Below are 23,690 nucleotides of genomic sequence, written 5' to 3' on the forward strand. Positions count from 1 at the left end.
CGTGCGTGGGAAGGGTCGGATCAAGGGGCGGATGCTGCGGCGAGAGCGTCGCGCACGGAGCCGGAACTGTCTGCGAGAAGGCAGCGGGCCGCGGCGACGTCGGTGTGCAGGACCGAGGCGACGATCGCTGTCTTGAGGTCTCCGTCGGCGGCGTCGAGTTGGGCCTGCGCGGTCTGATCGTCGAGGTTCGCGGCCTCGCGAAGGATGCGGAGGGTGCGATCGCGTAACTTGGCATTGGTGGCGACGACGGAGACCATCAGATTTGACCAGGTACGTCCGACGGCGATCATGAGTGCTGTGGAGAATCCGTTGAGCACGAGCTTCTCGGCTGTTCCAGCTTTCAGCCGGGTAGATCCGGTCAGCACCTCCGGGCCGGTGTCGAGCACGATATTGGTGTCGGCGAGCGATGCGAGGCGTGCGTGGGGGTTGCTGGAGATCAGAGCGGTGTGGGCTCCGGCTTCGCGCGCCTGACGAAGCGCGCCTCCGACGTACGGGGTGTTGCCGCTGGCGGCGAGTCCGATGGCGACGTCGTCCGGGCCGATGCCTGCAGCTGCCGCGAGGCCCTCCACCTCGGAGTCTTCCGCGCCTTCGATGGCGTTGACGAGCGCGTCGGGCCCGCCGGCGATGTGAGCGACGATCCTTCCAGCGTCGAGATTGAACGTGGGCAGGAGCTCCGCCGCGTCGAGCACCCCGAGACGGCCGGAGGTCCCGGCGCCGAAGTAGTGCACGGTACCGCCGCGTCGGAAGCTCTCTGCGGCAACGTCGACCAGCGCGGCGATCAGGGGGAGCGCGTTCTCGACGGCAGCGACCGCGATGCGGTCGTGCGCGCTGAGGAGGCGGAGCACCTCGAGGCTGGAGCGTGCGTCTAGATCGGCAGACTCCGGCAGCCGCTGCTCGGTCGGCGACAGAGGCGCAGCGTCGTCCGAAGAGCTGTTGAACTGGTTCTGAATCGCGGGCATTCGCCGGGCACGTCCTTCGCTTCGTGGAGAGTTGAGACCCCAGTATGGATAAAAAAATCATATTTGCCAAGTTTTTTGATTATTTTTTTCAGTTTGACGATCAATCCTGCGTGTGGAGGGCTCGGGGCGATACCATTCCCAGGTGGCGGGCGCGGGTAGGCGAGCCGGGTCCGTCGATGAGCACCGGAGGAACCCATGACAGACGTCTTCGTCGCCCTCCGGCAGCGGATGCCCTCTTTGTCGCGGTCCGAGCTGCGCACCGCGGAGTTCGTGATCGAGCATCCATCGATCGTGGTGGAGTCGACGATCACGCGCCTCGCAGAGCTCGCGCAAACCTCTCCGGCGTCTGTGGCTCGCTTGTGTCGCAATGTCGGATTCAGTGGCTACAAGGAGTTCCGCATCGCCATCGCCGCGGCCAACAGCCGGGAGGAGGCGGCGCGTGAACTGTTCCGTGTCGACGATGCTGAGATCGACGCCGACGACTCCGCGCTCGACCTCGTCACGAAGGTCGCGTACCAAGAGGCGCGGGCGATCGAGGAGACGGCTCGCGGGCTCGACCTCGACGCTTTGGACGCGGTCGTCGCCGCCGTCCGCGAGGCTCCGCGCATCGATGTCTTCGGGGCGGGCGCAAGTGGCCTGACCGCCCAGGACCTCCAGCTGAAGCTCCATCGCGTCGGGATCCCCTGCTTCTGCTGGGCGGACGCCCATCTTGCGCTGACATCCTTCGCGCTCACTGATCCGGGCAGCGTTGCAATTGGGATCTCCCACTCCGGACAGACTCTGGAGACGAACCAGATGCTAGACCTCGCCCGTGGGCTCGGGGCGACGACGGTGGCGATCACCAACTTCCCCGACTCGCCACTGGCGTCGGTGGCCGACCAGCTCCTTGTCACGAGCGTGCGGGAATCCCGCTACCGCACCGGAGCGATGTCGAGCCGTCTCGCTCAGATGGCGATCATCGACTTCCTCGTCGTCCGGCTGCTCCAAGGGCGCATCGATCGCGTCGGCGATCTGCTGCGTCGGACCTACGATGCCGTTCAGGCGCATCGCCTCGACGGCAGCTGAATCCTGGCGGACCGCCGGATGCGCCGCGATATTGGAAAAGTTTCTACTCAATCGCTTCGCATTCTGGTAGTTTTTTCCACCAAGCGCGAAGCCGACATCTGAGACGCCGCTCCAGCCCTGCTCCCACACCGAGCATCCGGTGATCGCGCGCGGCCACACGCCGTGTCGACGACGACCCGAAACACTGGAGTTCCCTGTGAAAACCCTCCTGAGACGAATAGCCGCCGCCGGGGCCGCTTTCCTCGTCATCACCCTACTCGCCCCGGTTCCCGCAGGTGCCGCCGACGGGGTGACACTCATCGTCCACTACACCGACTCGACGCCACGCCCCTCTGGGGAAGTGGCCGCACAGCTCCTCGACGGCAGCGCGCCGAGCGACTCCTCTGCCGCCGTCGACGCCTACGGGGAGGTGTCGTCCTTCACCTTCGCGGATGCCGCGGACGACGCAACCCTCGGGTTCCGCGTCGGCGCGGACAGTGCCTTCCCGGGTGACCTCCGCTACGTCCAGGCCGAGGGCGGGCTCGCCGAGGTCTGGGTCGTCGACGGGGATCCTCGGGTCTACGAGGAGCCTATCCCGGTCTCGCCCGAGCTCGCGACGGTCCGAGACGACAAGGTCTACGTGCCGCACACCGCGCTGCGCGACCTGCTGGGCGTGTTCCATCCGGCCAACCCGATCGCCGCCAATGGATACGTCTTCGACGGCCATGCGACAGGCAGCACGCCTCTCCTGACCATTTACTACGGTCGCGACTACCACGAGATCGCGATCGATCACGATCGTGTCGCCTCGAACACCACCACGAGCATGCTGAACACGCACACGGGCCTGCAGATGGTGTTCCGTGACATCGACGGCTACAAGACCGGCAACGGTACCTCCGCTGTCTATCACATCTCCTTCGGCTCCCTCGAGCGCATGCTCCAGGTGGGCACGCTCGTGCATCCGGATGGCTACTTCCTGCTCAAGCCGCAGGACGCCGGCCACGCCGTGGTGGCCGAGGCCGACCCGGCCGCGGTCGGCTTCGACCCCGCGGTTCTCGGCGAGCTGGACGTATTCGCCCAGCAGCAGGTCGATGCGGGCTACGCGGCTATGGCCGTGTCCGTCGTCAAGGACGGCAAGCTCGTCAAGAACGACGCCTGGGGGTGGGCGCAGAAGTACTCCACCTCGATCGCGCCTGACGGCTCGGTCACGCCGGCGGCCCTTCTCCCACTCGACCAGCGCACGCCCGCGACCACCGACACAGTGTTCGACCTAGCCTCGAACAGCAAGATGTACGCGACCAACTACGCCATCCAGCGGCTGGTCAGCGAGGGAGAACTGGATCTCGACCGGACGATCCAGAGCTTCCCCGGGTGGGAGGACTTCACGGATGCGAATTCCGAGTACACCGGCAAGTGGACGGTCGGCGGCGCCGGCGGTATCCCGGCGGTGTACACGGGGAAGCACACCATCACGGTGCGCGACATTCTCAATCACGTCGGCGGGCTGATCCCCGACCCCGAGTACCCTAACCGCAGTGCGGCCGGCGGCCTCTGGTATCAGACCGACGATCCCGACGATCGCGCCGGCATCATCGACGCGATCTCGCGCTCGCCGCTGCGCTATGCGCCCCGGACGACCTTCGCGTACAGTGACGTCGACTATATGATCCTCGGGCTGCTCGTCGAGCAGATCACCGGGTCGCGACTCGACGTGTACCTGGAGGAGGAGTTCTACGGCCCGCTCGGTCTCGGCGACACGGGGTTCCGCCCGCTCGAAGCGGGAATCCCCGCGGAGCGCATCGCCGCGACCGAACTCAATGGCAACACCCGCGACGGGAACGTCTCCTTCGGGACCCTGGACGACGGCGAGCCGGTGCCGATCCGCGAGTACACGCTGCGCGGCGAGGTGCACGATGAGAAGGCGCACTACGCGATGGCGGGAGTTGCCGGTCACGCCGGTCTCTTCTCCACCACCGCGGACATGGCGACACTGACACAGCTGATGCTCAATGGCGGCGTCTACGACGGGCGGCAGTACTTCTCGAAGGAGACGGCCGAGCAGTTCGTCCAGCCCTTCGTCGGGCCGGGCAACACGGCCAACACCTCGTCGGTGGGGCTGGGGTGGCGTGTCCACTCGTTCCGCGGCACCCAGTACTACTACTTCAACTGGGGCGCCAGCCGGCACAGCTATGGGCACCAGGGGTGGACCGGCACGCTGACGGTGATCGATCCCGTGCACCGGATGACCGTGACGATCCTCACCACGCGCATCCACGCGCCGGTGACGAACCCGCCGAATGGCTTCGCCACCGCTGGGCTCTCCGCCGCCGATCTCGTCCCCTTCGTGGGGCTGGTCTACAAGGCTCTCAACCCGACCGGCGTGGACTATCTCCACGAGGACGCCGTCGCGGCGGTCGCGCCGATCGAAGCGGAGTTCGGCGCCGTCGCCGCAGACGTCGACGCCGCGCTGCCGGCGATGGTGTCCGTGACGGATGTCGACGGCGGGGAGCATCGCGTGCCCGTCGAGTGGGATCTGGAGGACTTCGACGGGTCGAACAGCGGCGAGCAGACGCTCCGGGGCGCGCTCCTGCGCCCAGCCTGGCTGCTGCCCGGCTCCGAGCCGCTGGTGGCCGAGGTCGTCGTCACGGTCCGGGAGGCGCCGGCGGAGACGACCGCGCCCACGATCGTGGCCGACCCCTCGGATGCCACGATTAAGGCCGGCGAGGACGCGGTGTTCACTGCCTCAGCATCCGGAAGCCCGACGCCGAGCGTCCGCTGGCAGTCGTCCGAGAACGGTGAGGTCTGGACCGACATCGACGGGGCCACCTCCGCCACGCTGACGGTGACGGCGGCGACGGCGGCCCAGTCGGGCACGCAGTACCGTGCCGTCTTCACCAACGCGGTCGGATCGATTGAGAGCGCCGCGGCGACGCTCACCGTGATCGCCGCCGGAGGCGACACGGATGCCGATGGGGATACCGGATCGGGCGGTGCGCTGCCGGACGCGGGCGGTGCGCTGCCGGACGCGGGCGGTGCGCTGCCGGACACGGGAGGTACGCTGCCGGACACGGGAGGCGCGGCCGCGATCGGGCTGATCGGCGCCTCGATGCTGCTCATGCTCGGCGGCGCCGTGCTGCTGATGCGGCGCAGGGCCCGCGTCGGCTGATACGCCCGTGTGATCCGCTTCCGTCGTCGGTGCGATGAGCCGGCGCCGGAAGCGGATCATTCGGCTGCGGCAGCACTGACCCGTCCCCGCCAGGCGAGGAGTAGCGTCGATCTCATGGAAGACGGTGAGTTCGAGGGCGGCGACAGCGCCTGCTGGCTCTCGAAGGTGTGTCCGGAATGCGGTGCCATGCTCGACGACCTGGCCGCGCCCTGCTGGCGCTGCGGCCTGAAGCCCGGCGAGGAGCGCCCCGCTACGCAGCCGTGAGCTCGTGCGCGTCCATGATCGTGTAGCTGTAGCCCTGTTCAGCCAGGAAGCGCTGGCGGTTCTGGGCATAGTCCTGATCGACCGTGTCGCGCGCGATGAGCGTGTAGAAGCTCGCCGTGTGGTTCGACTGCTTCGGACGCAGCAGGCGTCCGAGGCGCTGCGCCTCCTCCTGTCGTGAGCCGAACGAACCGGAGACCTGGATGGCGACGGATGCCTCGGGCAGGTCGATGGAGAAGTTCGCGACCTTCGAGACCACGAGCAGCGAGATCTCGCCCTCGCGGAACTGCCGGTAGAGCTCTTCGCGCTCATCCACCGGAGTCGCGCCGGTGATCCGCGGTGCGCCGAGGGCGTCGGAGAGCGTCTCGAGCTGATCGAGGTACTGCCCGATGACCAGGATGCGCTCGCCGGGGTGCTTGTCGATGAGCTCGCGCACCGCGGTGATCTTGGCGGGTGCGGATGCCGCGAGGCGGTAGCGCTCGTCATCGGTGGCCGCGGCGTACTCCAGCCGATCGCTCGGCGGCAGATCGACGCGCACCTCATAGCAGGCGGCGGGGGAGATGAAGCCCTGCGCCTCGATCTGCTTCCACGGTGCGTCGAAGCGCTTGGGGCCGATCAGGCTGAACACGTCGCCCTCGCGGCCGTCCTCGCGCACGAGTGTCGCGGTCAGCCCGATGCGGCGCCGCGCCTGCAGGTCGGCGGTGAGCTTGAACACCGGCGCGGGCAGCAGGTGCACCTCGTCGTAGACGATCAGTCCCCAGTCCATCTCGTCGAGAAGCGACAGGTGAGCGTACTGTCCCTTCCGCTTCGCGGTGAGGATCTGGTACGTGGCGATGGTGACGGGCTTGACCTCCTTGGCCTGGCCCGAGTATTCACCGATCTCCTCAGGCGTGAGCGAGGTGCGCTTGAGCAGCTCATCGCGCCACTGCCGAGCCGAGACCGTGTTGGTAACGAGGATGAGCGTGGTGGTGCCGGTGGCTGCCATGGCACCGGCACCGACGATCGTCTTGCCGGCGCCGCAGGGGAGCACGACGACGCCCGAGCCGTCCTTCGAGAAGGCGTCGACGGCCTGCTGCTGGTACGGCCGCATCTGCCAGCCGCTCTCGTCGAGCTCGATCTCGTGCGGGGTGCCCGGGGTGTACCCCGCGCGATCCTCGGCGGGCCAGCCGATCTTCAGCAGCTCCTGCTTGATCTGCCCTCGTGCCCACGCGTCGACGACGAAGCTGTCGGGCGTCGGATGCCCGATCAGGAGCGGCTGGATGCGCTTGTTGTTCGCGACCTGGGTGAGAACCGCCGGGTCGGTGGAGCGCAGCACCAGGGTGCCCTCGTCATCGCGCTCGATCACCAGACGGCCGTAGCGGTTGACGGTCTCGCGCAGATCGACCGCGACGGACGGCGGCACGGGGAAGCGCGACCAGCGGTCGAGGGGCTCGAGCATGTCGTCGGCCGAATGCCCTGCGGCGCGGGCGTTCCACAGGCCCAGCCGCGTGATCCGGTAGGTGTGGATGTGCTCCGGCGCCCGCTCGAGTTCGGCGAAGATCGCCAACTCGTGCCGGGCGGACTCGGCGTCGGCGTGCGCGACCTCGAGCAGCACGGTGCGGTCGCTCTGGACGATCAGGGGGCCATCAGACATAGCAGACCAGTCTACCGGCCGCGCTTCGGGCTGGACGCGCGCCGCTCAGCTCTCCAGCAGTCGCACCGAGCGGATGCTGCGCACCGGCAGTGTCCGCTCCACATCCGCTGCGCGGTCGCGCCCGCGCAGGCGTCCACCTCCCATGCCGGATGCCTCGAGCGTCAGCGCGCGGCTGGACCCGTCCGGCATCGCGACCTCGACGAGCACCACAGCCCGTGCGCGCACAGCGGCCTCGAGCTCGCGGTGGAGCCATGCGGCGTCGGCGTCCGGCCCCTGCCGTGAGCGCAGTCGCGTGATCAGCGGCGCGTACGAGACCGCTGCGCGCGTGCGGCCGGCGATGACGCGCGAGCGGTCCGTCGCGAGGGCGGCGCCGTCGCGATCCACCAGGGTCGCCGGATACCGGGCATCCGTCAGCGCCCACGCGACGGTCTGGGCGCCGACCCGCGATGTCAGCCGCTCGCCATCGCGCACGAGCCCCATCGGCCGCAGATTGCGATCGACCTCGATCGCCTCCAGCAGGTGGATGTCGGAGCTCGACACGATCGTGCCGCCGGTGGCATCCGGTCCGACCCGGACCAGCCCGTGCCGGGCGGCGGTCTGCGCCACCAGATACTCAAGCGGCTGCGGCAGCCCCGTCAGTGACACCTCGCGGAGGAAATCGAGGATCCCCTGCGCGGTCTCGCCGTCCACGAGCGCTCGCGCGATGGAATCCCCGGTGAACCGGTACGAAGATGCCTGCGCCGCCGACTCGTGCTCGGTCATCGCGCGAAGGCGGTTGTCGAGAGCGGGCTGCAGGGGGCCGGGGGCGATCGCGGTGAGATCGTTCTGCAGGAACAGCCGGTCGACTTCGGTGGGCAGCAGCGCCTCAAGGGACGAGGTACCGATGGCGCCACCCTGTCGCAGATCGGCCGTCCACTGCGGTTCCGCGCCGTCCTCGGCGACCAGACCGAGCAGGACGGCGAGGGTGTGCAGTCGCGCGGCCCGCCCCGGCCAGGCCGGATCCCACGGATGCGCGAGCCGCCACTGTGACGGCTCGATCCAGCCGTCGCCGGATCGGATGCCGCGGGGCAGCGCCGCCTGGAAGGCCAGCGTCACCTGCCGCCAGCGCGGCGCGAACGAGGAATCGAGCCATGCGTCGGCCTCAATGGTGACGCGCAGCTCCCGATCGACCGGACGGGCGAGGTCCGCGAGCTCGGCGAGAGTGCGCAGGTCATCGGGATCGCCGGGCTCGGCGAAGCGCTTGCGCTCGGTGGCGCTCAGCGCGCCCGTGCCGACCAGGCCCAGTGGTGCGGAGCGCGCGGCGAGGAGCATGTCGCCCAGCGCGCCGATCGTCGTGAATGCGCGCTCGGCGGCGCGGGCCGCGGTGGACGCCGATGCCGGTCGCGGCTGCGCCGGCGCATCCTCGGCGATCGCGGGAGCGGATGCCACGAGCTCGGCCACCGGTGCCGGCACGCGTCCTTCGTCATCGAGCAGGCCGAACGCGATGAGGGCTCCCGCATCGGCAGCATCCGACCGGGAGTCGACCGCCCCGCGCAGCGCGCGGGCCTCCGCCCTGGTGAGAGCGGCGAGGGCGCGCTCGATCGATGCCGGCTCGAGAAGGGCCTCGGCGGCGTCGAAGAAGTCGTCCCAGTCGACGTCCGCACGCACGGCCCTGATGCGCAGCAGCTCCTCAAGCTGCTCATCGCTCATCTCAGCGAGCCGATGGGCCAGCGGCCGCGCATGGGTGCTCATGGATCAGGGCTTCTTGTCCGCGCGTCCTTTGCGCACGAAGCTGATGACCAGCAGAGCGATGATCATCGCGAACGCCAGTGGCAGGCCGAACAGCGGCAGCGCGGCGACGAACGGCCAGATCCCGACGCCGAACGACTCCTGGCTCATCCCGGTGGACGTGCCGATGATGATCGCGAAGAAGCTGATGATCGACGCCGCGGCCAGGATCAGTGCCGTGTACGCGAGGAATCGATCGAACCGGCCGATTCGCGGCTCAGTGCTGTTCACATGCTTGCTCATCAGACTCAGCGTATCGCCTGTGGGCGGTGCGCAGACCGGTAGGCTGGAGGGGGTCGCGCCGCCGCGCGATTCTTCAGACGTTCTCACTGTGAGGTTCACCCATGCCCACCGGCAAGGTCAGGTTCTACGACGACGAGAAGGGGTTCGGCTTCATCGCATCCGATGACGGCCAGGACGTCTTCCTGCACGCCTCTGCCCTTCCTGCAGGCGCCACCGTGAAGAAGAACACGCGGGTCGAGTTCGGGCTGGCCGATCGCCGTCGCGGACCGCAGGCGCTCTCGGTGCGGGTGCTGGACGCCCCGCCGAGCCTCGCGAAGGCCACGCGCAAGAACGCCGACGACATGGCCGTCATCATCGAGGACCTGGTTCGGCTGCTCGATGACGTGGGCGGAGACCTGCGCCGCGGCCGCTACCCCTCGTCGGGGACGAGCCGCAAGGTGGCCGCCGTGCTGCGTAAGGTCGCTGATGACCTCGACGCCTGACGAGCTCGCTTCGGCGACGCGCGAGCTGGCACTGGCTGCGCTGCACGAGATCACGCCTGCCTCGACCGTCGGACCGCCCGCCGGTCACACGGTGGAGGAGAGCGGTGCGGTCTCGCTGCGATTCGAGAACCGCCTCCCCGGATACCCCGGCTGGTACTGGACGGTGAGCATCGCGCAGGTCGATGACGCCGAGCCGACCGTGCTCGAGGTCGAGCTGATGCCGGGCGACAGCGCTCTGCTGGCGCCCGACTGGGTGCCATGGGCCGAGCGGCTCGCTGAGTACCGCGCACACCAGGCGGAACTCGCTGCCAAGGGCGAGCAGACGGATGACGCCGAGGCGGATTCTGCGGATGACGGTGACAGCGACGGCGAGGATCTCGACGACGTCGACGACCTCGACGCCTCGGACTTCGACGAGGACGGATCGCCCCACCTGCACGGCGGTGACCTCGACGGCGTCGACATCGACGAGCTCGATGAGGACGAAGGCTCCGACGACGACGAGGGCTCCGACGGCCGCGAAGATTCCGACGACGAAGACTCTGACGAGGGCGACTCAGCGGACGACGCCGAGTAGCCCTCGCCGGGCGATCTCAGCCCTGATGTGCGAGGACGTGCTCGATCGACCGGATCAGCTGACGCACGTCATCCGGCTCGATGGAGACGAACGTCGCGATCCGCAGCTGGTTGCGACCGAGCTTGCGGTACGGCTCGGTGTCGACGATTCCGTTCGCACGAAGCGTCTTGGCGATCGCGGCGGCATCCACGCTTTCGTCGAAGTCGATGGTCGCGACGACGGGGGAGCGGTGCGCGGCATCCGCGACGAACGGCGTTGCCACCTCGGATGCCAGGGCCCAGTCGTACAGCAGGCCTGACGACTCGGCGGTGCGAGCGGATGCCCAGCTCAGACCACCGCTGTCGAGCATCCACTCCAGCTGGCTGTCGAGCAGGTGCAGCGTGCTCAGCGCAGGGGTGTTCAGGGTCTGGTCGAGACGGGAGTTGTCCACGACGTTCTTGAGGCTCAGGAATTCGGGGATGTACCGGTCGGATGCCGCGATCCGCTCGATCCGCTCGATGGCCGACGGCGAGACTGCGGCGAGCCACAGCCCGCCGTCCGAGCCGAAGTTCTTCTGCGGAGCGAAGTAGTACACGTCGGCCTGCGTGACGTCGAAATCGATGCCGCCCGCGGCGCTGGTCGCGTCGATCACCGTGAGGGCACCGTCGGCCACCACGCGCCGCACAGGCGCGGCAACGCCCGTGGAGGTCTCGTTGTGCGGCCACGCGTAGACATCGATGCCGTCGACGACCTCGGCGTCTGTGAGCGAGCCGGGCTCCGCCTTGCGAACGTCCGGCGCCTCCAGCCACGGCGCACCGGCGGCCTTGGCGAACTTGCCGCCGAACTCACCGAAGACGAGGTTCTGGCTGCGACGCTCGATCAGCCCGAAGGCGGCGGCGTCCCAGAAGGCGGTCGATCCGCCGTTGCCGAGCAGGATCTCGTATCCGTCGGGCAGGCGGAAAAGCGTCGCGAGCCTCTCGCGCACGCTGCCGACCAGGTTCTTCACCGGCGCCTGACGGTGGGAGGTGCCGAGCAGGCTCGTCCCCACCGAGGCGAGGGCCTCGACCTGCGCAGGGCGCACTTTGGACGGACCGCAGCCGAAGCGTCCGTCGACGGGCAGGAGTTCACGCGGGATCTCGATCGCCATGGCTCGATTGTAGGGCGCTCGCACCCGTCGACCCTCCGTGTGACGGATGACCGCGTTCACCGAGAAGGTAGGCTTGCTGAGAACTCCGGAGGGGCCGAATGACCGATCTGATCGACACCACAGAGATGTATCTGCGCACCATCCTCGAGCTCGAGGAGGAGAACATCGTTCCGCTGCGCGCGCGCATCTCCGAGCGCCTGGGGCACTCCGGTCCGACCGTCTCCCAGACCGTCGGGCGCATGGAGCGCGACGGTCTCGTCGTCGTCTCAGAGGATCGCAGGCTCGAGCTGACCGACTCCGGCCGCCGCAAGGCCGTGGACGTGATGCGCAAGCACCGGCTGGCCGAGCGGCTGCTCTCCGATGTCATCGGCCTGGACTGGGCCTACGTGCACGACGAGGCCTGCCGTTGGGAGCACGTGATGAGCGAGCAGGTCGAGCGTCGCCTCGTCGAGCTGCTGGGGCATCCGACCGAATCGCCCTACGGGAATCCGATCCCAGGGCTCGACCAGCTCGGCGACATCCCGACGCCCTCGTTCGATCAGGGCGTGATCGGCCTGGTCAAGAAGCTGGACGCCGAGGGCGGCCCCATCGAGGGCACCGTGCGGCGCCTCGCCGAGCCCGCGCAGGTGGATCCGGAGCTGCTCGAGCAGCTGCGCGAAGCCGGGGTCGTGCCCGGAGCCAAGGGCGAGTACCGGTACAGCGAGGGCTACGTCCTGATCCGGATGGAGGGCAGCGAAGAGGGTTTGGAACTGCCGGTGGAACTCGCGTCGCACATCTTCCTCGTGCAGACAAATGCCTGATCAAGGCGCACTTTTGTGTCGGTGCATGGGATTGCCAGGTTCTGAGGGTGACAGGATCGTTATCTTCCGGTAACCTCGGTGAGGTCGTCCGTGAATGAAGCCCGCGGACGACGAATCGCGAAGATCGCCTCCCTGGCTCGTCGTCTTCGCGAGTAGTTCGCACAACGTGCCGTGTCATACGTGCCCGAGAATCGACATTGCTGACGAGCCAGCGCTTACCCGAGCGCGGAGGCGCAGGAGGAATCCCTTTTGGCCGCAGATATCGTCACGAACGAGACAGCTGTAGACAACAAGCCCGTACGACGTCGTGCCGCACGCCGACCCCGCACCAGCGTGAAGCCGATGCGCACCGTGGCGATCTTCGCCGCAGTGAGCGCGCTGGTTGCGGCAGTCGCCCTGCCGGCATACGCCGCCACCAAGCCCGTGGATGCTGACGCCACCACGCTGCAGCAGATGGCTGTCAGCGACGCCCAGTCGCTCGTCGTCGCCAGCGAGGCCACGGCCGCACCGCTGGCCCGAGGCACTTACTCCGCGACGACTCCTGAGGAGATCGCGAAGAAGAAGGCCGAAGCCGCCGCGAAGGCGCGCGCCGCTGCAGCCGCACGTGTGGCATCCGCAGGCAGCGGCGGACAGATCAGCGATGCAGACCTGCGTCTGGTCGCCGCTGGCTCGGGAGCGGTCCGCTACCCGGTGCCGCAGGGCTCTTACTACGTCAGCCGCACGCTCGGCAACGGTCACAACGGGGCCGACATGGTCGCTCCGGCAGGCACCCCGATCTTCGCCGCCGCGTCCGGTGTGGTCCGCATCTCCTCTGAGAGCCACTACGGCTACGGCGTCGCCGTGGTCATCGACTCGGTCGTCGGCGGAAAGCGCGTCTCGACCCTGTATGCGCACATGACCAACGGCACGCGTGCCGTCCAGGCGGGGCAGACAGTCCAGGCCGGCCAGTTCATCGGCAAGGTCGGGAACACCGGTCGCTCCTACGGCGCGCACCTGCACTTCGAGGTCGAGGTCAACGGATCGCTCGTCGAGCCGATCGGATGGCTGCGCGTCAACGCCTGACCCCCGACACGTTCGGGCTGTTCACCCGCGGTTACCGCACCATCCAGTTCGATGGGCTAGCCTGTACGCGTCGTCGTACGGGCGGGAGCAGCCGATGGGACTGATACCGGGCATCCGAACCATGGATGCGCTCGGTCGTGGGTTCCGCCGGATTCATCCGCAGGGACGGCTCGGCACCGTCGAGCATGAAGGGCGCTGTCAGCAGACAGCGCCTTTTCTCGTCACTGTGGACGCCTGCCGCCAATGCGGCGTCGTGTGAGTCGAGAGTGCCGGGAAGCCATCCCGGCGGATCGAGAGGATGACGACGATGCGCACACTGGTCCTGAACGCCGGATACGAGCCGCTGACGGTGGTCTCTTTCAAGAGAGCCATGGTTCTCGTGATGAACGAGAAGGCGAGCGTGATCGAACACGTCGAGAACGACCCTGTCTGGGCTGGGCAGAGCGCGTATGAGCGCCCGGTCGTGATCCTGCTCACCCGCTACGTGAGAATCCCGGCGATGCGGCGTCTTCCGGTCACGCGTCGCGGCGTCCTGCGCCGCGACGATCACCGGTGCGGCTATTGCGGCAGGTCTGCGGCGACCATCGATCACGTGCTGCCGCGATCGCGCGGGGGAGCGAACAGCTGGGAGAACCTCGTCGCGTGCTGCCTGAAGTGCAACAACGACAAGAGCGACCGCACGCCGCAGGAGATGGGCTGGGCGCTGCGCTCGGCGCCGCAGGCACCGCGAGGCTCGGCCTGGACCGTACGCGGTGCGGAGCGCGGCGACCCGCGCTGGGAGCCGTATCTCGCGCTGGCGGCGTAGGCGGGCGTGGGTCTGGTAGGTGCCCTCGACAGGATTCGAACCTGCGACCTGCCCTTTAGGAGAGGGCTGCTCTATCCGACTGAGCTACGAAGGCGCCCGACAAGTCTAGTGGCCGAGATCATCGAAGGATCTCGGCCACTGCCATCGGGGTGTCAGTTCGCGGCGTTGTACGCATCGACGATGTCTGCGGGGATGCGACCGCGCTCAGAGACCTTGAGGCCCTGCTCCTTCGCCCAGGCGCGAATCGCGCCCGTCTCGGAATTGCGGGCTGCGCGGCGGCGGGGTGCGCCGGCGCGAGCACCGGATGCCGTCGCGCGGCGACCCGCGTCGATGTACGGAGCAAGCGCATCGCGCAGTTCCGCGGCGTGCGAATTCGTCAGATCTATCTCATATGCCACGCCGTTGAGAGAGAAATGAACTGTCTCGCCCTCACCGACTTCCAGCAGAGTTCCATCGATGTCGTCTACCAGCTGGTGCACAATTCTTCTTGCCATGGAGATCACGCTATTCACGAATTCGGCAATTCGCAAGAATTCGCGCGCATTCTCAGCGTAATGACATTCGCATATCGAATGCCGACCCGATTCAGGGCAGCAGGCCCATTCGTCTTGCACGCGTGACGGCGGCGTGCCGTGTCGAAGCATCCAGTTTCGACATCGCCGCTCCGAGATACGCCTTCACCGTGCCTTCGCGAAGCCCCAGCTGAAGGGCGATCTCAGCGTTGGTCGATCCCAACGCGGCGCAGGCGAGCACGTCGGTCTCGCGAGGCGAGAGATGCACGGTGGGAAGCGGCTCGGTGATCGGTGTCGCAGTCGGCTCAGTGATCCCGAGCAGGCGCTTCTCGACCACAGCGAGACGCTCGCGCAGTGACTGATCGGTGAGCGCGGCGGCGATGCTGCGCAGCTCGGCGAAGCTCTCGCGCAGGTTCTCACGCTGCGGGGCGTCCAGAGCGTGCGAGGTGGCGCTCGCCTGCACCCGCCGCTCGACCTCGTCGCGGATCCGCAGCTCGGTGCCGATCCGCTGTGCAACGGCCATGGCCGGCGCGGTCGTGACTCCGCCGATCTGCGACTCCTCCCACGCTCCGGCGTACAGGACGCCGCGGGGGCGACCGTCGACCACGATCGGCAGAGCCAGCAGCGTGCGCAACCCCTCCCCGAGCACGAACACGTCGTAGTCGTGGGTGATCTGCTGCGACGTGCGGTAGTCGTTGGTCATCCGCGGGCGCAACTCGATCATCGCCCGGCCGCCGAGGCCGCGCTCGGGGCGAACCTTCAAGCCGTCGAGGCTGCGGGTGCGGTTGCCGACGATGCTCGTCACGTTGACGACCCCGCCGTCGATGAGGCCGCCGAATGCGACCGGGAAGTGCGTGCGGCGAGCGAGTTCGCGCACGCCACCTGCAACGAGCGTCTCCACAGGATCGGACTGTGCTGTCGTTCTCAAACGGATACCAACTTTCGGGGGTGACGACACCGCCAGCCCCTTTCGTAGCGTCGACCTTATCACCCCTCACGGCGCCGTCGTGAGGGAACGGACATGCGGCAAGGAGGCCTCATGACAGATCGGATCATCGACGAATCCGATGGCGGTATCGACTACATCGCGGTGGAGGAATCGGAGAGATTTCAGGGACTGAAGCGCATGCAGCGCTCATTCATCTTCCCGCTCGCGGCGTTCTTCCTCATCTGGTATTTCGCGTATGTGCTGCTGGCGGCATTCGCGGTCGACTTCATGAGTCAGCGTGTATGGGGAGACATCACGGTGGGGCTGCTATTTGGCCTCGGACAGTTCGTGACCACGTTCGCGATCACCATGGCCTACGTGGCGTTCGCGAATCGAAAGCTGGATCCCATTGCGACCGAGATCCGTGAGGATCTCGAGAAGGCGGAGGTGACGGCATGAGTTCCGTGACCCTCGCAGCGTCGCAGTCGCAGAATGACCCTGTGCTCAACATCGTCATCTTCGGAGCATTCGTCGCGGTGACGCTGTTCATCGTCATCCGCGCCAGCCGCAACAACAAGACCGCCGCGGACTACTACGCCGCCGGCCGATCATTCAGCGGCACGCAGAACGGATTCGCCATCGCGGGCGACTATCTCTCTGCGGCGTCGTTCCTCGGCATCTGCGGCGCAATCGCCATCAACGGCTACGACGGATTCCTGTACTCGATCGGCTTCCTGGTCGCCTGGCTGGTCGCGCTGCTGCTGGTCGCGGAGCTGATGCGCAACACCGGCAAGTTCACGATGGCCGACGTGCTGGCGTTCCGGCTGAAGCAGCGTCCCGTGCGCATGGCCGCAGCGATCACGAGTCTCGCGGTCTGCTTCTTCTATCTGCTCGCACAGATGGCGGGCGCCGGCGGACTCGTCTCGCTGCTTCTCGGCATCGACAGCAAGGTGGGACAGTCCCTCGTCATCGCGATCGTCGGCGTGCTGATGATCGTCTATGTCCTGATCGGCGGGATGAAGGGCACCACGTGGGTGCAGATCGTGAAGGCCGGCCTGCTGATCGCAGGGGCGGTGGGCATGGCCATCTGGGTCCTCGCGCTCAATGGCTTCAGCCTGAACACGCTGCTCGAGGCCGCTGTGGCCGAGTCGCCCTCCGGCGAGAAGGTCCTCGGACCCGGACTGCAGTACGGCTCCAACCCGCTGGACTTCATCTCACTCGGCATGGCGCTGGTGCTCGGCACCGCCGGTCTGCCGCATGTGCTGATGCGCTTCTACACCGTGCCCACCGCCAAGGAGGCGCGTCGCTCGGTCGTCTGGGCCATCTGGCTGATCGGCGGGTTCTACCTGCTGACGCTGGTGCTCGGTTACGGCGCAGGCGCGCTGGTCGGCCCTGAGAAGATCACGGCCGCACCGGGCGGGGTCAACTCCGCGGCACCGCTGCTGGCGCAGGCGCTCGGCGGCCCGGTGCTGATGGGCTTCATATCGGCAGTGGCGTTCGCGACGATCCTCGCTGTCGTGGCGGGGCTCACCATCACCGCAGCCGCTTCCTTCGCGCACGACATCTACGCGAACGTGATCAAGCGCGGCAAGAGCGGTCAGGGCACCTCCGACTCGAACGGCGAGGTGAAGGTGGCTCGCCGGACCGTGGTCGTCATCGGGATCCTGGCGATCATCGGCGGCATCGGCGCCCAGGGGCAGAACATCGCCTTCCTCGTGGCACTGGCGTTCGCCGTGGCGGCTTCCGCGAACCTCCCGACGATCCTCTACTCGCTGTTCTGGAAGAAGTTCAACACCCGCGGTGCGGTCTGGAGCATGTACGGCGGTCTGCTCGGCGCCATCGGGCTGATCGTGATCTCGCCGGTGTTCTCCGGTTCGGAGACGTCCATGATCCCCGGGATCGACATCGCGATCTTCCCGCTGAGCAATCCCGGAATCATCTCGATCCCGCTCGGTTTCTTCCTGGGCTGGCTCGGGACGGTCACCGCGCGGACCGCGGAGTCGCGTGCGCTCGCTGCAGAGATGGAGGTGCGCTCGCTCACCGGCTTCGGGGCCGAGAAGGCGGTCGACCACTAGAGGGATGGCTGTGCAGTGATCGTGCGCTGACCTTCCAGCGGACCCCGGCGGCCTACTCGCCGGGGTCCGCTTCGTTCACGATCTCGAACCGGCTTCGCGTTCGAGATCGAGCAGGAACCGCTTCCGCTCGGGGTGGGCGCCGTAGTGCCCTGGTGTCCCGTCCGAGCGGATCACGCGGTGCACGGGCACGATGACCGAGAGCGGAGTCAGCCGGCACGCGGTTCCGACAGCGCGGGCCGCTCCGGGGCTGCCGGCGGCGACGGCCACTTCGCCGTAGCTCATCGTCTCGCCCCAGGGGATGTCGCACACCGCCTGCAGAGCGGACCGGGCGAACCCGTCGACGAGGCGCCAGTCGAATCGGATGCGCTGGTCGAATCGGATCGGCTCGCCCTCGAAGTACGCCGCGAGCAGGTGCGCCAGCTCGTCGGCCGCGCCGGGGTCCGGTCCCGGCGCGACGCCGAGGCGACGGCTGAAGTTCTCCAGCAGCCAGGGGACGCTCGGGTCCTCAGCCTCGGAGAGGTCGAAGCCGACGATCCCGGCATCCGAGAACACCGCCAGCGCATCGCCGAACGGAGTGGGGGCNTCTCCAGCAGCCAGGGGACGCTCGGGTCCTCAGCCTCGGAGAGGTCGAAGCCGACGATCCCGGCATCCGAGAACACCGCCAGCGCATCGCCGAACGGAGTGGGGGCGAAGTCGTATCGGAAGCTCATGTCACCATCTTCCTGCCGCCGACGACACCGGAACCCGCTGCCCCCGGTGTCGGTGGACAACTGCAGCGAATCCGCCGATTGTGCAGAGAGGTCTCAGACCGCCCGCCGGTGCGGAATCGACCCGAAACGGCTCGGAATACCGGTGCCCGCGCGTGTCGCACCTAGGCTGGGCGATGTGTGGCGACGAGATGCGAAGCGCGCCGAGGATGCGGAGGCGGACACCGCGATGAGACTCGGCGATATGAGCGACTCATCGACCGGCGTCGACATCGCGCACGCGGCGGAGGCGCAGCGCACCGCGCTGCGTGCCGAGGCCGCCGACCTCGGCGGCCCGTCGCCGCTGGTCACGTTCACCGATGCGTCGGATGCCGGCATCGACATCTCCAAGGCGCACCCCGGCAGCCTGCCCCAGTTCATCACCGGCCGGTCCACGCTGCTGTCGAATCTGTTCCGCGACGAGGTGGGCCTGCGCACGGCGCGGATGGCCGCTGAGCGCATCACGACGCGCAACACCGAACTGCGCACGGTGCGCGGGATCGACGCCGTCCGGCTCGCGGTCGGCATCGCCCGGTGGCGGCTGGGCGGCGCGGACTTCTCGGCGCCCGTGCTGCTGCGACCGCTGGCCATCCGGCGGCACCACGCCGACTTCGAACTCAAGCTGCACGGCGCGTTCGAGGTCAACCCGGAGCTCGTGCGCATCTCCCGTGAGCACTTCGGCATCGATGTCGATCCGGTCGCGCTCGCAGCGCTCGCCTACGACGGCGGGATCTTCAAGCCGCAGCCGGTCATCGATCAGCTGCGCGCCCTGACGCAGTCGATCGACACGTTCGCGGTGCATCCGCGGCTGATCGTCTCGACCTTCGCCGACGTCGCCGGCGCCATGGTCCGAGACATGGTCGACCTCGATCATCCGGTGCTGAACGCACTCGGCGGTCACGCCTCCGATCGTGAGCTGGTCTCGGCTCGTCGGGAGACGCCGAAGGTCCCCGGGCCCGATGAGCGGGCTCCTGCGTCGGAGAGTCTGCTGCTGGATGCGGATGCCGAGCAGGAGGATGTGCTCGCGCGCATCGCCGCGGGCCACTCACTGGTCGTCGCCACTCTGCCGGGAACCGGCGGAACGCAGACAGTGATCAACGCGCTCGGCGCGTTCGTCCGCGCGGGCAAGCGGGTCCTCGTCGTCTCGGCGCGACGCTCCACGCTCGATGGCGTCACGCACCGGCTCGCGGGGATCGGCCTCGACGGTCTCGCGATATCCCCGTCGGCCGCGCGTCGCGACCTCATCAAGGCGATCGCGCGCAGCGAGAAGGCATCGCAGCCGAAGGCGACCGAGGTCGATGAGGCGCTCGTGCGCCTGCGCGCCGTGCTTCGCGACTACCGCTCAGCCCTCACGCAGCCGGTCGGCCGCACCGGGGCATCCGTCCTCGATGCCGCACGGCAGCTCGCGCGTCTCGCAGTTCAGCCGGTGCCGCCGTCGACGGGTGCACGTCTGTCGCTGCAGGCGCTCGAGAACATCGCGGGCGACCGCCGGGACGCCGCGCAGGCGCTGACCCGCGCCGCGCGACTGGGGGAGTTCCGTTTCGGCCCGGATGACTCGCCCTGGTACGGCGTCAGCTTCGACAGCGCAGAGGCCGCGCAGCACGCGCATGCCCTCGCCGGGCGACTGCACTCCACCGCGGTGCCCGCGCTGCTCGAGCGCGGATACGAGCTGATCGCCCAGACCAGCATGCGCCCGTTCTCGACCATCGACGAGCTCGGCGAGTACGTGCGACTGTTGCAGGGGATCCGCGACTCGCTGGACCGGTTCAGCCCCACCGCCTTCGAGCGGCCGCTGGGCGAGCTCATCAAAGCGCACGGATCCCGGCGGGACTCGCCCGGCATGTCCGGCGCGAACCGACGCAGGCTCAAGCAGCTGGCACGGGAGTACGTCCGCCCCGGCGCACATGTGAGCGAGATGCATGAGGCGCTGCTGCGCATCCAGCAGCAGCGCACCCAATGGCAGCGCTACGTCGATGCCGGTGTCGCACCGCAGGTGCCGCTCGGGCTCTCGGACGTGCACGTCGCCTGGCAGCGGGTCTCCGCCGAACTGAGCGAACTCGACGCGGCCATCGGCCGCAAGGAGCCGCTGTCCTCGCTGCCTGTGGCTCGTCTGGTGCGCACCCTGTCAGGCCTGGCGGCGCGATCGGCCGTGTTCGACAACCTCGTGGAGCGCACCGAGATCCGCGACGCTCTGACCGGCGTCGGGCTGCGCCCGCTGCTCTCCGATCTGTCGGTGCGTCACGTTCCCGAGGACCGAGTGGCCGACGAACTCGAATTCGCCTGGTGGCAGTCTCTGCTCGAGCGCGCACTGCAGGACGACCGTTCGCTTCTGGGCGCCAACACCGCGGTCGTCGATCGGCTGGAGCGCGACTTCCGGCTCGTAGACGAGGCTCACACGGCGATGGCGGGGCCGCTGCTGGCCTGGAACCTGGCGAACCAGTGGCGCATCGCGCTGGTCGATGAGCCCGAGCAGGCCAGGCATCTGCGTCAGGCGCTGAAGTCGGGTGAGGCCAGCACCGCCGAGATCGTGTCGGCCGCGCCCGATCTGATCCGCGTGCTCGCGCCGGTGTGGATCGCCTCTCCCTACGAGGTCCCAGAGATCCCGGACTCCGTGGAGTTCGACGCGGTTCTGCTGGTGGACGCCGCGGCGGTGAACCTCGCCGAGACCGCGCCCGCCATTCGCCGGGCCCGCCAGGTCGTCGCTTTCGGCGATTCGGTCACGCAGCGCCCGACTCCGTTCACCGTCGCAACTTTGCCGGATGCCGGATGGGAGCCCGAGGTCGAGTTCGACGACGTGTCGGTGTTCGAACGCCTGGCCGAGCTGCTGCCGGTCGTGACGCTCACGCGGAGCTACCGGGCCGGCGGCGAGGACCTCGCTGAGCTGATCAACGACGCGTTCTACGGCGGCGAGATCGTGTCGCTGCCCTGGGCGGGCTCGTATCTCGGCCGCGGCAGCCTCACCGTCGACTACGTCGAAGGCGGTGTCGGCACGCCCGACCCGCAGACGGGCGCGGTGGAGAGTCCCGAGGCCGAGGTCGCTCGCGTCGTCACCCTGGTCGTCGAGCACGCCGTGCATCGACCGACCGAGACGCTCATGGTGATCACCGCGAGCAGGCGGCACGCCGAACGAGTGCGCGCGGCCGTCGCATCCGCGTTCGCGGGCAGGTCGGATGTCGCGGACTTCGTCGGTCGAGACACGGCGGAGCCCTTCGCGGTGCTGACGTTGGAGGAGTCCGTCGCCGAGAGCCGCGACCGGGTCATCTTCTCGCTCGGATACGGCCTCACCAAGCACGGCCGGGTGCTGAGCGATTTCGGTGACCTGTCGCTGGAGGATGGCGAGCGGCTGCTCACTGTCGGCATGACGCGCGCCCGCCGGTCGATGGTCATCGTCTCGTGCATTCGCCCGTCCGCGTTCGACGAGGGACGCCTCGAGCACGGAGCGTCCACCCTGATGTCGATCCTCGGCGGTCTGGCAGCACGAGCCCGCGACGCGCGGCTCGAGGATCTCGCCGATCCGCTGACCCTCGCGCTGGCGCGCGAACTGCGCCGTCTCGGAGCGTCCGTCGACGTCGACTATCGCGGGCTGCTGCCGCTGGTCGCGCAGCACGATGGTCGCGCAGTCGTCATCGAGTCCGATCCGGAATCGCGGGATGAGTCGCTGCGGGAGAGCCTGCGGCTGCGCCCGCAGGTGCTGCGCAGGCTCGGCTGGCACTATGTGCGTGTGCACGCCTTCGACCTCTACAGCGATCCCGCGACGGTCGCCAGACGGATCGCGTCGGTGCTCGGGATCGAAGCGGATGCTGTCCGCGCCGAGAACGACACGCAGCCGCTCGACCTCGATGGCTGATCAGGAAGCCGACCGGCAGCGGATCGTGCGGGTCCCCGGATCGCGTCGCGCAAAACTCACCCCGGTCGAGGGCACCACTTCCGAGCCGCACGCCCGTGAGGAGCGCAGGGACGCGCCCAAGGGCGCGCACGGACCGAACGACGATCGGATGCTGCGCGAAGTCCCGCCGCACTACTGAAGAGTCCCGCCGCGCTGCTGACCCTCGGACAGCAGAACGCCCCGCTCCCGAAGGAGCAGGGCGTTCTCGGATCGGTGATTCCGGTTCAGCCGGCGCTGTCCCTGCGCAGGGCGTCGCGGATCTCGATGAGCAATTCCTGCTCGGTCGGCAGCGTCTCCTCCTCGACGGCGGGATTCTTCGCAGCCTGGTGCTCTTTGTACTTGTTCATCGGCACGACGAAGACCAGGTAGACGATCAGTGCGACAGCCAGGAAGCTGATGACGGCGGAGATCAGCTCGCCGATCGGGAAGGTGACTTCCTGGCCGTAGATGCCGTGCATCTGAATGCCGATCTCACCCGTCGCGCTCGCATCGAAGAACAGTGACACGAGCGGAGTGATGATCGCCGACACGACCGCGTTGACGATCGCGGTGAAAGCAGCGCCGATGACGACCGCGACTGCGAGGTCGATCACATTGCCCTTGGTGATGAATTCCTTGAAGCCCTGGATCATGGGTCCCCCTGGTGTGTGAGCGACCTCAGGACGAGGCCGGGGTCTTCGCGGGCGCCGGGGCGGAGCTCGTCGAAGAGTCCGACTTCGATGATGCCTGATCCTTCTTCCCTGCGCCGCCATCGACGCGCGAGTCGGTGCGATAGAAGCCGCCGCCGTTGAAGGTCACCCCGATCGATCCGTACTGCTTGCGCAGCGAGCCACCGCACTCGGGGCAGATCGTGAGGGAGTCCTCAGAGAAGGACTGCACCGCGTCGAAGCGGTGATCGCATGCGGTGCAGGCGTAGGCATAGGTGGGCATAGGAGCTCCGTGTCAGTTCCGCGCGGAGAGTGCGATGGTCTGCGTCGGTGTGACGACGCCGTCCACCGGCTGATCGTGGACCTCGCGCGGCAGCGAATCGAGTACCTCCGAATCATAGATGACCGCGTAGACGGGAGGGCATTTCTCCATCGAGCCGATCGTCTTGTCGAAGTAGCCGCGTCCCCACCCGAGTCGCGTGCCTTCACGGTCGATCGCGGCGGCGGGGATGATCATGAGGTCGACATCGTTGACCGCGATCGGCCCCAGCACCTCGCCGGTCGGCTCGGGCAGGCCGAAGAGCCCTTCGGTGACTTCGTCGGCATCGTCTGCGACGGCCCAGTCGAGCAGGCCGTCGGCGCGGGTGATCGGCAGCAGCACTCGGATGCCGCGTTCCAGAGCGCCGCGGAGGAACACCCGCGTGTCCGGCTCAGTGGTGCTGGACAGGAAGCACGACACGGAGCGGGCGCCGTGCGCTGCGACCAGGGCATCCAACTGCTCGGCGAGACCGATCGCCCACTCGCCGCGCTGCGCCTCGGAGAGCAGCTGACGTCGTTCGCGCAGTTCTGCGCGCAGCGCGCGCTTCTGCTGTTCCGCTTCACTCCGCATGCCCCGATCTTACGGGCCGTAAACCGGAGCAACCACGGGGGCCAGGCGACCCGTCGAGGCCGACGGCCGCGGCTAAGCT

Annotated in this window: 23 protein-coding genes and 1 tRNA gene; 12 read left to right on the forward strand and 12 right to left on the reverse strand. The window is 68.1% G+C overall.

Features of this window, described 5'->3' with window-relative positions; translation table 11 throughout:
• Window positions 1-20: 20 nt before the first annotated feature.
• Entirely contained in the window at window positions 21-959 is a 939-nt protein-coding gene (locus ACQUSX_RS14065) for an N-acetylmuramic acid 6-phosphate etherase (RefSeq protein WP_428907526.1), read from the reverse strand.
• A gap of 195 nt (window positions 960-1,154) precedes the next feature.
• Between ACQUSX_RS14065 and ACQUSX_RS14070 the strand changes: the two genes are divergently transcribed.
• The 3 genes from ACQUSX_RS14070 to ACQUSX_RS14080 all read left to right on the forward strand — a co-directional run bounded on the left by ACQUSX_RS14070 (window position 1,155) and on the right by ACQUSX_RS14080 (window position 5,436).
• Window positions 1,155-2,024 carry a MurR/RpiR family transcriptional regulator gene (locus ACQUSX_RS14070; RefSeq protein WP_428907527.1) on the forward strand — a complete coding sequence of 290 codons (870 nt, stop codon included), beginning with the start codon at window positions 1,155-1,157 and terminating at the stop codon, window positions 2,022-2,024.
• 196 nt (window positions 2,025-2,220) lie between these two features.
• Window positions 2,221-5,172 carry a penicillin binding protein PBP4B gene (gene pbp4b / locus ACQUSX_RS14075; RefSeq protein WP_428907528.1) on the forward strand — a complete coding sequence of 984 codons (2,952 nt, stop codon included), beginning with the start codon at window positions 2,221-2,223 and terminating at the stop codon, window positions 5,170-5,172.
• Between the two features lie 114 nt (window positions 5,173-5,286).
• The gene (locus tag ACQUSX_RS14080) at window positions 5,287-5,436 is read left to right on the forward strand and encodes a hypothetical protein (protein ID WP_428907529.1); all 150 of its coding nucleotides are present in this window, start codon (window positions 5,287-5,289) and stop codon (window positions 5,434-5,436) included.
• Here ACQUSX_RS14080 and ACQUSX_RS14085 read toward each other — a convergent pair.
• From ACQUSX_RS14085 to ACQUSX_RS14095, 3 genes are read right to left on the reverse strand one after another with little or no spacing between them, the layout of a single operon-like run.
• Window positions 5,423-7,066 carry a DNA repair helicase XPB gene (locus ACQUSX_RS14085; protein WP_428907530.1) on the reverse strand — a complete coding sequence of 548 codons (1,644 nt, stop codon included), beginning with the start codon at window positions 7,064-7,066 and terminating at the stop codon, window positions 5,423-5,425. The two genes, ACQUSX_RS14080 and ACQUSX_RS14085, sit on opposite strands and share 14 nt — an antisense overlap.
• A 45-nt stretch (window positions 7,067-7,111) precedes the next feature.
• Window positions 7,112-8,797 carry a helicase-associated domain-containing protein gene (locus ACQUSX_RS14090; RefSeq protein WP_428907531.1) on the reverse strand — a complete coding sequence of 562 codons (1,686 nt, stop codon included), beginning with the start codon at window positions 8,795-8,797 and terminating at the stop codon, window positions 7,112-7,114.
• A gap of 3 nt (window positions 8,798-8,800) precedes the next feature.
• Window positions 8,801-9,076, reverse strand: coding sequence for a multidrug ABC transporter ATPase (locus ACQUSX_RS14095; protein WP_428907532.1), 276 nt, complete (start codon window positions 9,074-9,076; stop codon window positions 8,801-8,803).
• A 101-nt stretch (window positions 9,077-9,177) separates the two neighbouring features.
• Here ACQUSX_RS14095 and ACQUSX_RS14100 point away from each other — a divergent pair, with 101 nt between their 5' ends.
• On the forward strand, window positions 9,178-9,558 hold the full coding sequence (locus tag ACQUSX_RS14100; protein ID WP_428907533.1) for a cold-shock protein: 381 nt from the start codon (window positions 9,178-9,180) through the stop codon (window positions 9,556-9,558).
• Window positions 9,542-10,135 (forward strand): DUF3027 domain-containing protein, encoded by a 594-nt coding sequence (locus tag ACQUSX_RS14105; RefSeq protein WP_428907534.1) that lies wholly within the window; start codon window positions 9,542-9,544, stop codon window positions 10,133-10,135. Before ACQUSX_RS14100 ends, ACQUSX_RS14105 begins: the two co-directional genes overlap by 17 nt.
• A 16-nt stretch (window positions 10,136-10,151) precedes the next feature.
• On the opposite strand, the gene serC is transcribed toward ACQUSX_RS14105, so the two are convergent.
• The gene (gene serC / locus ACQUSX_RS14110) at window positions 10,152-11,261 is read right to left on the reverse strand and encodes a phosphoserine transaminase (protein WP_428907535.1); all 1,110 of its coding nucleotides are present in this window, start codon (window positions 11,259-11,261) and stop codon (window positions 10,152-10,154) included.
• Window positions 11,262-11,359: 98 nt separating this feature from the next.
• On the opposite strand from serC, the gene ACQUSX_RS14115 reads away from it, so the two are divergent.
• The 3 genes from ACQUSX_RS14115 to ACQUSX_RS14125 all read left to right on the forward strand — a co-directional run bounded on the left by ACQUSX_RS14115 (window position 11,360) and on the right by ACQUSX_RS14125 (window position 13,928).
• Complete coding sequence (locus ACQUSX_RS14115; protein WP_428907536.1) at window positions 11,360-12,061, forward strand: iron-dependent transcriptional repressor DtxR; 702 nt, start codon at window positions 11,360-11,362, stop codon at window positions 12,059-12,061.
• A gap of 342 nt (window positions 12,062-12,403) precedes the next feature.
• Window positions 12,404-13,123, forward strand: coding sequence for a M23 family metallopeptidase (locus ACQUSX_RS14120; protein ID WP_428929976.1), 720 nt, complete (start codon window positions 12,404-12,406; stop codon window positions 13,121-13,123).
• 307 nt (window positions 13,124-13,430) lie between these two features.
• Window positions 13,431-13,928, forward strand: coding sequence for an HNH endonuclease (locus ACQUSX_RS14125; RefSeq protein ID WP_428907538.1), 498 nt, complete (start codon window positions 13,431-13,433; stop codon window positions 13,926-13,928).
• Between the two features lie 20 nt (window positions 13,929-13,948).
• On the opposite strand, the gene ACQUSX_RS14130 is transcribed toward ACQUSX_RS14125, so the two are convergent.
• The 3 genes from ACQUSX_RS14130 to ACQUSX_RS14140 form a co-directional block, all read right to left on the reverse strand.
• Window positions 13,949-14,022, reverse strand: a tRNA-Arg gene (locus tag ACQUSX_RS14130).
• A 58-nt stretch (window positions 14,023-14,080) separates the two neighbouring features.
• The gene (locus ACQUSX_RS14135) at window positions 14,081-14,422 is read right to left on the reverse strand and encodes a histone-like nucleoid-structuring protein Lsr2 (protein WP_428929977.1); all 342 of its coding nucleotides are present in this window, start codon (window positions 14,420-14,422) and stop codon (window positions 14,081-14,083) included.
• Between the two features lie 91 nt (window positions 14,423-14,513).
• Window positions 14,514-15,341: a LuxR C-terminal-related transcriptional regulator gene (locus tag ACQUSX_RS14140; protein WP_428907539.1), complete on the reverse strand. Its 828-nt coding sequence runs from the start codon at window positions 15,339-15,341 to the stop codon at window positions 14,514-14,516.
• 138 nt (window positions 15,342-15,479) lie between these two features.
• On the opposite strand from ACQUSX_RS14140, the gene ACQUSX_RS14145 reads away from it, so the two are divergent.
• Together ACQUSX_RS14145 and ACQUSX_RS14150 are read left to right on the forward strand one after the other, a co-directional pair.
• Complete coding sequence (locus ACQUSX_RS14145; protein WP_428907540.1) at window positions 15,480-15,827, forward strand: DUF485 domain-containing protein; 348 nt, start codon at window positions 15,480-15,482, stop codon at window positions 15,825-15,827.
• Window positions 15,824-17,443, forward strand: a complete 1,620-nt coding sequence (locus ACQUSX_RS14150; RefSeq protein ID WP_428907541.1) for a solute symporter family protein — start codon at window positions 15,824-15,826, stop codon at window positions 17,441-17,443. Before ACQUSX_RS14145 ends, ACQUSX_RS14150 begins: the two co-directional genes overlap by 4 nt.
• Before the next feature lie 75 nt (window positions 17,444-17,518).
• Here ACQUSX_RS14150 and ACQUSX_RS14155 read toward each other — a convergent pair whose 3' ends face one another.
• A complete protein-coding gene (locus ACQUSX_RS14155) occupies window positions 17,519-17,995 on the reverse strand; it encodes a methylated-DNA--[protein]-cysteine S-methyltransferase (RefSeq protein WP_428929978.1) in 477 nt (158 codons plus the stop codon).
• 399 nt (window positions 17,996-18,394) lie between these two features.
• On the opposite strand from ACQUSX_RS14155, the gene ACQUSX_RS14160 reads away from it, so the two are divergent.
• Together ACQUSX_RS14160 and ACQUSX_RS14165 are read left to right on the forward strand one after the other, a co-directional pair.
• Window positions 18,395-22,036: an AAA family ATPase gene (locus ACQUSX_RS14160; RefSeq protein ID WP_428907543.1), complete on the forward strand. Its 3,642-nt coding sequence runs from the start codon at window positions 18,395-18,397 to the stop codon at window positions 22,034-22,036.
• Window positions 22,029-22,214 (forward strand): hypothetical protein, encoded by a 186-nt coding sequence (locus ACQUSX_RS14165; RefSeq protein WP_428907544.1) that lies wholly within the window; start codon window positions 22,029-22,031, stop codon window positions 22,212-22,214. Before ACQUSX_RS14160 ends, ACQUSX_RS14165 begins: the two co-directional genes overlap by 8 nt.
• An 85-nt stretch (window positions 22,215-22,299) precedes the next feature.
• Here the strand turns inward: ACQUSX_RS14165 and mscL are convergent, their stop codons facing one another.
• The 3 genes from mscL to ACQUSX_RS14180 are packed head-to-tail and all read right to left on the reverse strand — an operon-like array spanning window position 22,300 to window position 23,611.
• Complete coding sequence (mscL, locus tag ACQUSX_RS14170; protein ID WP_428907545.1) at window positions 22,300-22,707, reverse strand: large conductance mechanosensitive channel protein MscL; 408 nt, start codon at window positions 22,705-22,707, stop codon at window positions 22,300-22,302.
• A 25-nt stretch (window positions 22,708-22,732) separates the two neighbouring features.
• Entirely contained in the window at window positions 22,733-23,005 is a 273-nt protein-coding gene (locus ACQUSX_RS14175; RefSeq protein WP_428907546.1) for an FmdB family zinc ribbon protein, read from the reverse strand.
• 12 nt (window positions 23,006-23,017) lie between these two features.
• Window positions 23,018-23,611 carry a 5-formyltetrahydrofolate cyclo-ligase gene (locus ACQUSX_RS14180; protein ID WP_428907547.1) on the reverse strand — a complete coding sequence of 198 codons (594 nt, stop codon included), beginning with the start codon at window positions 23,609-23,611 and terminating at the stop codon, window positions 23,018-23,020.
• Window positions 23,612-23,690 lie beyond the last annotated feature (79 nt).

The sequence above is a fragment of the Microbacterium alcoholitolerans genome (genome assembly GCF_050408615.1).
Taxonomy (GTDB): Bacteria; Actinomycetota; Actinomycetes; order Actinomycetales; family Microbacteriaceae; genus Microbacterium.